Below are 1,354 nucleotides of genomic sequence, written 5' to 3'. Positions count from 1 at the left end.
CGCCGACGATCTCGCCCGCGCCGAGGCGGACCTCGCCCGGCTGCGCCGCCTCAGCCCCGGCAACTAGGGCCGTCGCGCCGGCGCGTCAGTTCGCGCCGTAGCCGCCGGGATGGGCGAGGCGCCACGCATGCGCGGTCGCCACGATGTCGTCGAGCGACGCATGCCGCGGCGTCCACCCGGTCTCGGCGCGCATCCGCGCCGACCCCGCGACCAGGGTCGCCGGATCGCCCGCCCGCCGTCCCGCGACGACGTGCGGCACCGGCCGGCCGGCGATGCGGCCCACCGTGTCGATCACCTCGCGCACCGAATGGCCGCGCCCGTTGCCGAGGTTGTACGTCGCGCTGCGCGTCGTCAGCACGTCGAGCACGCGCAGATGCGCGTCCGCCAGATCGGCGACATGGATGTAGTCGCGCACGCAGGTGCCGTCCGGCGTCGGATAGTCGTCGCCGAAGACGTTCAACGGCGGGATGCGCCCGAGCGCCGCGTCGATCGCGAGCGGGATCAGATGCGTCTCCGGGTCATGGTCCTCGCCGATGCGCCCCTGCGGATCGGCCCCGGCGGCGTTGAAGTAGCGCAGGCACGCGCTGCGCAGGCCGTGGATGCGGTCGGCCCACAGCAGCGCCCGCTCGACCATGTGCTTGCTCTCGCCGTACGGCGAGCCGGGCACGATCGGCGTCGTCTCGTCGATCAGGTCGCGGTCCGCCTGATCGAACAGGTTGGCGGTGGACGACAGCACGAAACGGCGCACGCCGTGACGGACACAGGCCTCGATCAGCCGGATGCCCGTCGCCGCGTTCTCCAGCAGATAGCGATACGGCTCGCGCATGCTCTCGCCGACCAGCGACAGGGAGGCGAAGTGGAACGCCGCCGACCACCCGCCCTCGCCCAGCACGGCGTCCAGCAGCGCCGGATCGCCGGCATCGCCCACCACCAGCCGGACCCCGGCGGGGAGGGCGGCGCGGTGGCCGGTGCGCAGGTTGTCGATGACCACGACCTCGTCGCCGCGGTCGAGAAGGGCCAGCACGAGATGGCTGCCGACATAGCCGGCGCCGCCGGTGACAAGGAAACGTTCGGACATGGCCCCGACCACTCGCACGCCGCCCCGGCCCGCGTCCAGGGCCGCGTGGGCTCAGCCGGGCTCCGTCTCGTCCAGCGCCGCGACCGTCGCGCGGATGCGGCGCAGATTGGCGCCCAGCAGCCGCCCCCCGGCGGTCGCCATGTCGCCGCCCACGATCACGTCGAAGAACGCCAGCATGTCGGCCCGCGAAAAACGCGCCGCCGCCTCGTCCTGCAGCCGGGCGTTCTGCAGCCGTTGATAGTCGGGTGTCAGCGCGGCGGAGGGCAGGATGTCGGC

General features: G+C 73.5%; 2 protein-coding genes. Both read right to left on the bottom strand.

Features of this window, described 5'->3' with window-relative positions:
* Positions 1 to 85 precede the first annotated feature (85 nt).
* Complete coding sequence (gene galE / locus B8460_RS13600; protein WP_048862149.1) at positions 86 to 1,078, bottom strand: UDP-glucose 4-epimerase GalE; 993 nt, start codon at positions 1,076 to 1,078, stop codon at positions 86 to 88.
* A 51-nt stretch (positions 1,079 to 1,129) separates the two neighbouring features.
* Positions 1,130 to 1,354, bottom strand: a 225-nt coding sequence (locus B8460_RS22015; RefSeq protein ID WP_048862148.1) for a hypothetical protein, incomplete at its 5' end; no start/stop codon positions are given.

The organism is Acidisphaera rubrifaciens HS-AP3 (assembly GCF_000964365.1).
Lineage (GTDB): Bacteria > Pseudomonadota > Alphaproteobacteria > Acetobacterales > Acetobacteraceae > Acidisphaera > Acidisphaera rubrifaciens.
The sequence above is the reverse complement of the archived record's forward strand: the minus strand, read 5'-3'. Positions and strand labels throughout refer to the sequence as shown.